The sequence below is a fragment of the uncultured Nevskia sp. genome (genome assembly GCF_903885465.1).
In the GTDB taxonomy this organism is placed as follows: domain Bacteria; phylum Pseudomonadota; class Gammaproteobacteria; order Nevskiales; family Nevskiaceae; genus Nevskia.
The window spans coordinates 1-5,909 of the sequence record NZ_CAISIQ010000439.1 but is presented as its reverse complement, the minus strand read 5'-3'; the positions used below and the strand labels follow the sequence as shown (position 1 = coordinate 5,909).

Sequence of the window (5,909 nt, the reverse complement as noted above, 5' to 3'; positions counted from 1 at the left end):
TTTCGATGTCGCCGGGCTTGTTGGCGTCGTAGAAGATCAGCGGATGCAGGTTGCCGTCACCGGCATGAAACACGTTGGCGCAGAGCAGACCGAACTCGGCGGAGTGATCGGCGATCTTGCGCAGCACCTCGCCGAGATAGCGGCGCGGAATGGTGCCGTCCATGCAGTAGTAATCCGGCGTGATCCGGCCCACCGCCGGGAACGCGGCCTTGCGGCCGGCCCAGAGCTTGAGACGTTCGGTTTCATCCTTCGAGGTGCGCATCGCGGTGGCGCCCGCGGCCAGCAGCACGGCTTCGATGCGCTCGATCTCGTGCGCCACTTCTTCGGGCGTGCCGTCGCTTTCGGCAAGCAGGATTGCTTCGGCATCGAGTGGATAGCCGGCGTGGACGAAATCTTCGACGGCGGCGATCGCCAGCTTGTCCATCATCTCCAGCCCGGCCGGAATGATGCCGGCGGCGATGATCGCAGCGACACCCTGCCCGGCCTGTTCGACGCTGTTGAAGCAGGCCATCACCACCCGCGCTAGTTGCGGACGCGGCAGCAGTTTGACGGTGACTTCGGTGACCACGCCGAGCAGACCTTCGGAGCCGACCAGCAGCGCCATCAGGTCATAGCCCGGCGCATCCGGCGCTTCACCGCCGAGTTCCAGCAACTCGCCATCGGCCATCAGCACGCGCGCGGCGACGACGTTGTGCACTGTCAGGCCGTACTTCAGGCAGTGCACGCCGCCAGAGTTCTCGGCGACGTTGCCGCCGATCGAGCAGGCGATCTGGCTCGAAGGATCGGGCGCGTAGTACAAGCCGTGCGGCGCGGCGGCTTCGCTGATCGCAAGGTTGCGGACGCCGGGCTGCACGCGTGCGATGCGCGCCAGCGGATCCAGTTCGACGATGCGATTGAGCCGCGCCAGCGACAGCAGCACGCCGCCTTCTTCCGGCAACGCCCCACCGGCCAGCCCGGTGCCGTGGCCACGCGCGACCACCGGAACGCTGCGCGCATGACAGATGCGCAGCACGGCGGCGACCTGGGCTTCATCGACGGGAAGCGCAACGCACAGCGGCAGCCGCCGGTACATCGACAGGCCATCGCATTCGTAGGGCCGCATCTGCTCGACGGTGGTCAGCAGCGCGCCTTTCGGCAGCACGGCGCTCAGCGCCGCAAACAACTCGGCGGCGTCGATCAGCAATTCGCGGGTGGGCGCGTTCATCGCCGGAGTCTAGCCGGCCGCTGGCGCAAACCAAATATGAACGGAAAGCAGTTGGGGAACGCTTACCCGGCCAGTTGCCGATCGAGCGCGAAGCTGCGTGGGCTCAAGGTACCGGCCGGATCGTGGCGGCGCTTTGCTGCGATCAGTGCCGCGCGCACCTCGGCTGGCGCGCGGGCGATGAACTCGTCGCCCCACTTGGTGCCGACGCCATGCTCGGCGCTGAAGGTGCCGCCGAAGTCCTGAGTCACGTCGAAGACGATCTTGACCAGCGCCTTGGCGTGCCGCGCCACCGGCGCATCCTTCGAACCGAGAATGTGCAGGTGCGCGCCACCGACACCGGCGTGCCCGAAGGCGATCAGCGCCATGTCCGGGTACTCGGCTTTCAGCTCGGCTTCCAGCACCTTGAGGTAATCGCCGAACACCGCAACCGGCGTCGCAGTATCGAAGCTCAGGCGACCTCCGCCGAGTGCGCGCATCCGGGCATTACTGGCTTCGGTGATCGAGTGGCGGATTTCCTTCAGCGCCTTCAGCGGCGCGTAGCCGATCTGGTCCTCGGGCAGCGATACAGCGTCGGCCAGAAACTCGTAGAGCATGCCGGCGAGATCGATGTGCGCCTTGTGCGATTTCACCTGCAGCAGCAGATAGTAAGGCGCATCGTGACGGGCCAGCGGTGAGCGGAAGGCATCACCCTTCAGATCACGGACCAATTCCAGCGCTGGCTTGCCGATGAACTCGAATTCCTCGACATCGTCACCGAACAGCGCGCGCGCAGCGGCATGAATGCGCATTGCCGCCGGCATGTCGGAGACCGGGATGAGAGCGGCTTCGCGCTGGCCGGGAATGGCATAGGCGCGGATCTTCGCGCGGGTGATCACGCCGAGCACGCCCTGGGTGCCGATCAGGCCCCACTCCGGGCGCGGCTGCGCCGAATTGATCGCCAGCAGATCCTCGGGCACCGCTTTCCAGGCCGGCGCATCGCTGAGCACCTCGCGGCCATCTCCCGAGTAGCCAAAGGCCTGGATCGCCAGATGCGCGGCGGTGCCGTAGCAGACGGCATTGGCGCCGGCCGAAGCATTGGCGATGCAGCCGCCGACGCTGGCCGCACTCGACGAACCCATCTCCATCGGCCACATCAGGTTCAGCGGCGCCAGCAGCAGATTGACCGCGTCGACCGCCATGCCGGCCTGCACTTCGAGCACGGCATCCTCGCAAGGCGGCGCGCCGATGCCACGCCACCAGGCGGCCAGCGCATCGGCATGAGCGGCGGGTGCGGCGCGTTCGCCGAAGCGAAATACCTCGCCATCAGGTGTGGCGAAGCTCAGCGGCTGGTCGAGCTTTTCCAGACTCAGCACCACTTCACCGTCCGGACGCTGCGCTTCAACCAGGCCGGTGCGACCGGCGCTGATCACCAGCTTCACGCCATTCTTGCTGCAGGTGGCCAGCAGGCTGGCGACTTCGGCCTCGGTCTGCGGCACCACCAGACCACTGGCCTTGCCCGGTTCGCCGCGCTCGGGAATCTCGTAGCGGCGCAGGCGATCGGGATCGACCGTGCAATGCGGGCCGAGCAGCGCGGGAAGTGCAGCGGAGGAAACGGCAGCGGTCATGGCAGCGAAATCACGGGGAGCGCGGCGGATTGGCCGGCGGGCATTGTAACGGCCGCGCCGATGGCACTGACCTCAAACCAGGCGCACGCCCTGCTCGATCAGATAAGCCGCCTGCGCTTCCAGCAGCCCCTGCGGATTTTCGATCAGCAGACCATCGACCTGCGCCGCCAGCCGCTTGCCGTTGGCGAAGTCGCGGAAGAAACGCGTTGCGGAGAGCGCGACACCGATCATTCGAGCGCCTCTGAGATCGGCCCCGGCGAAGCTCGCGCCTTCGAGATCGGCAGCCGTGAAATCGGCATTGCGCAGATCCGCGCCTTCGAGGTTGGACAAACTCAGATTCGCGCCACGCAGATTCACGCCGGCCAGCTTGGCATTGCGGAACGAACAGGCCTTGGCCTGGATGCCGGACAGATCGAGCGTTCGCGGCTGCCAGCCGCCGAGGCGGGCTTTCAGCAGCACGGTGTCGCGCCAGCCTGCGAAATCAGTTGCCTCGCGGAACTGCGCAACGATCTCGGGCGATGAGATGCGCGCTTCATCGAAGCGCTGCTCGAGCCGGAAATCGGCCTCGTTGTGATAGGCGCTGACCCGCTCCCAGTAACCGGGCCGATCCTCGGCCAGCAGTTCGATCGCGGCCAGCCATTTCAGGCTCTTGTAGAAGTAGCGACCGGGCGTGACCGTGCGCAGCGGCCCGCCGTGCTCGGCCGACAGCGGCTCGCCATCGATCTCGTGGACCAGCCAGGTGTCTTCGAGGGCGAGCGCCAGCGGCAGGGAAGTGTCGTGCTCGCGGTGGCTGTGGGCGATGAAGCGCACGTATCGGGCGTCGTCAGTGACGCCGGCCGCCGCCAGCACTTCGGTCAATGGCCAGCCGCGAAAGGCCAGAGCGCGTCGCGACCAGCCGGTGACGCAATGGATGTCGGCAACGCGCAGCTGCGATGGCCGCGCCAGCAATTCGGCGAACGTCACCGTCAGCGGCCGCGCGACGCAGCCGGAGATGACGACCCGGCAGGTCTCGGAGCTCAAGCCGGGCGCAGGCATCTGCTCGCCGACCAGCGGGAACTTGTCGGTCAGGGCCTGGCCGGGTGGCAGGACGAAATTGTCGGCAGATCGACTCACCGGCGAATTATTGCGGCAAGCGCGCAAAGTCGCCGCGATCCTTCAGGTCGAAGCCATCCGTTACCATCTGCCGCCGGCCGCCGCATGGCGCCCCACGAACTCGAATCGCGCATGAACACCCCGATGAAAACGCTCGGCATCGTCATGGACCCGATCGGGTCGATCAAACCCTACAAGGACACCACCCTGGCGCTGATGCTTGCGGCGCAGGCGCGCGGCTGGGCGCTGCGCTATTTCGAGCAGGGCGATCTCTGGTTGCGCGATGGCATCGCCTGGGGCCGCACGCGCGCAGTGACCGTGTTCGATGACAAGAAGCACTGGTTCGATTTCACCTCCGAGCCGGAAGTCGTGAGGCTTGGTGACCTGACCGCGATGCTGATGCGCAAGGACCCGCCGTTCGACATGGAATTCGTCGCGACGACCTACATGCTGGAGCGCGCCGAAGCGCAGGGCTCGCTGGTGGTCAACCGTCCGGCCTCCTTGCGCGATTGCAACGAAAAAGCCTTCACCGCCTGGTTCCCGGAACTGTGTCCGCCAACCCTATTCTCGCGTGACGACAAGACGCTGCGCGCCTTCCACGCCGAGCATCACGACGTCATCTACAAGCCGCTCGACGGCATGGGCGGCAGCGGCATCTTCCGCATCGGCACCGACGCGATGAACCTCGGCAGCGTCATCGAGCAACTCAGCGACAACGGCCGGCGGACCATCGTCGCCCAGCGTTATCTGCCGGCGATCGTCGATGGCGATACCCGCGTGCTGGTGGTCGACGGCGTGCCGGTGCCCTATGGCTTGGCACGTATTCCGCAAGGCAGTGAAACGCGCGGCAATCTGGCGGCCGGCGGCAAGGGCGAACCGCGGCCGCTGACCGCTGCACAGAAGCGAATCGCGGAAACGGTTGGCCCTGAACTGGTGCGCCGCGGCCTGCTGTTCGTCGGGCTCGACGTCATCGGCGAAAGCCTGACCGAGATCAACGTCACCAGCCCGACCTGCGCGCGCGAGATCGATGCCGCGTTCGGTACCGACATCGGCGGTCTGCTGATCGACGCCATCGAGCGCCGTCTGGGAACCCGCTGAATACTCGTCTTGTCAGTTCGATGCCCTCACCCGGATACTGAACGCATGGCCGACGAAAGCTACTTCAGCAACCAGTTTCTCGTGGCGATGCCCGGCCTCGATGACGACAACTTCCGGCATTCGGTGACCCTGCTCTGCGAGCACTCCGAAAAGGGCGCGCTGGGTCTGGTCGTCAATCGGCCGACCGACCTGCGGCTGTCCGACATGCTCGACCAGATCGGCGTCGATCACGAAGCGATGCCAGGCGATCCGATCGTCTTCTGGGGCGGGCCGGTGCAGCCGGAGCGCGGCTTCGTCGTCCACACCGCGCCGGGCGGCTGGGACTCGACCCTGAAGGTCGACGAAAACCTTTACATCACCACGTCGCGCGACGTGCTCGGCGCGATCGGCCGCGGCGAAGGCCCGAGCGATTACCTGGTGCTGCTCGGTTACGCCGGCTGGGGTGAAGGCCAGCTGGAAACCGAGGTGCTGGCCAATTCCTGGCTCAATGCCCCGGTCGAACAGCGCGTGCTGTTCGCCACGCCGGCCGCCGAACGCTGGATCGCCGCGACCCGGCTGATCGGTGTCGACATCAGCCATCTCGCGAGCCGCGCCGGACATGCATGAGCCGAACGGCAGCGCGCCGACCAAGACGCGCGTCTATCTGGGCTTCGATTACGGCCTGAAGCGCATCGGCATGGCGGTCGGCGACGATCTCACCCGCCTCGCCCGGCCGCTGCCGGTGGTCACCAACGGCCGCGAGCCGGACTGGATCGCGATCGGCAAGCTGATCAAGGAATGGCGGCCGGATGCGGTGATCGTCGGTCTGCCGGTCGACATGGCTGGCGCCGATCAGGCGATCACCGGGCCGGCGCGCAACTTTGCTCAGGAACTCGGCAGCCGTTACGGCCTGCCGATGTTCCTGGTCGACG

General features: G+C 66.5%; 6 protein-coding genes. 3 read left to right on the top strand and 3 right to left on the bottom strand.

The window, feature by feature from the left end; translation table 11 throughout:
* The 3 genes from QZY06_RS17090 to QZY06_RS17080 all read right to left on the bottom strand — a co-directional run.
* Nucleotides 1–1,204, bottom strand: a 1,204-nt coding sequence (locus QZY06_RS17090; protein WP_295686306.1) for an FAD-binding protein, incomplete at its 3' end; no start/stop codon positions are given.
* Between the two features lie 62 nt (nucleotides 1,205–1,266).
* Nucleotides 1,267–2,808 carry an FAD-binding oxidoreductase gene (locus QZY06_RS17085; protein WP_295686305.1) on the bottom strand — a complete coding sequence of 514 codons (1,542 nt, stop codon included), beginning with the start codon at nucleotides 2,806–2,808 and terminating at the stop codon, nucleotides 1,267–1,269.
* Nucleotides 2,809–2,880: 72 nt separating this feature from the next.
* On the bottom strand, nucleotides 2,881–3,921 hold the full coding sequence (locus QZY06_RS17080) for a molybdopterin-dependent oxidoreductase (protein ID WP_295686303.1): 1,041 nt from the start codon (nucleotides 3,919–3,921) through the stop codon (nucleotides 2,881–2,883).
* A 123-nt stretch (nucleotides 3,922–4,044) separates the two neighbouring features.
* Between QZY06_RS17080 and gshB the strand changes: the two genes are divergently transcribed.
* The 3 genes from gshB to ruvX all read left to right on the top strand — a co-directional run.
* On the top strand, nucleotides 4,045–4,998 hold the full coding sequence (gene gshB, locus QZY06_RS17075) for a glutathione synthase (protein ID WP_367275666.1): 954 nt from the start codon (nucleotides 4,045–4,047) through the stop codon (nucleotides 4,996–4,998).
* 45 nt (nucleotides 4,999–5,043) lie between these two features.
* On the top strand, nucleotides 5,044–5,604 hold the full coding sequence (locus QZY06_RS17070) for a YqgE/AlgH family protein (protein ID WP_022976097.1): 561 nt from the start codon (nucleotides 5,044–5,046) through the stop codon (nucleotides 5,602–5,604).
* Nucleotides 5,597–5,909 (top strand): Holliday junction resolvase RuvX (ruvX, locus tag QZY06_RS17065; protein WP_295686300.1); only part of this gene is annotated, 313 nt, incomplete at its 3' end. The genes QZY06_RS17070 and ruvX, both read left to right, overlap by 8 nt.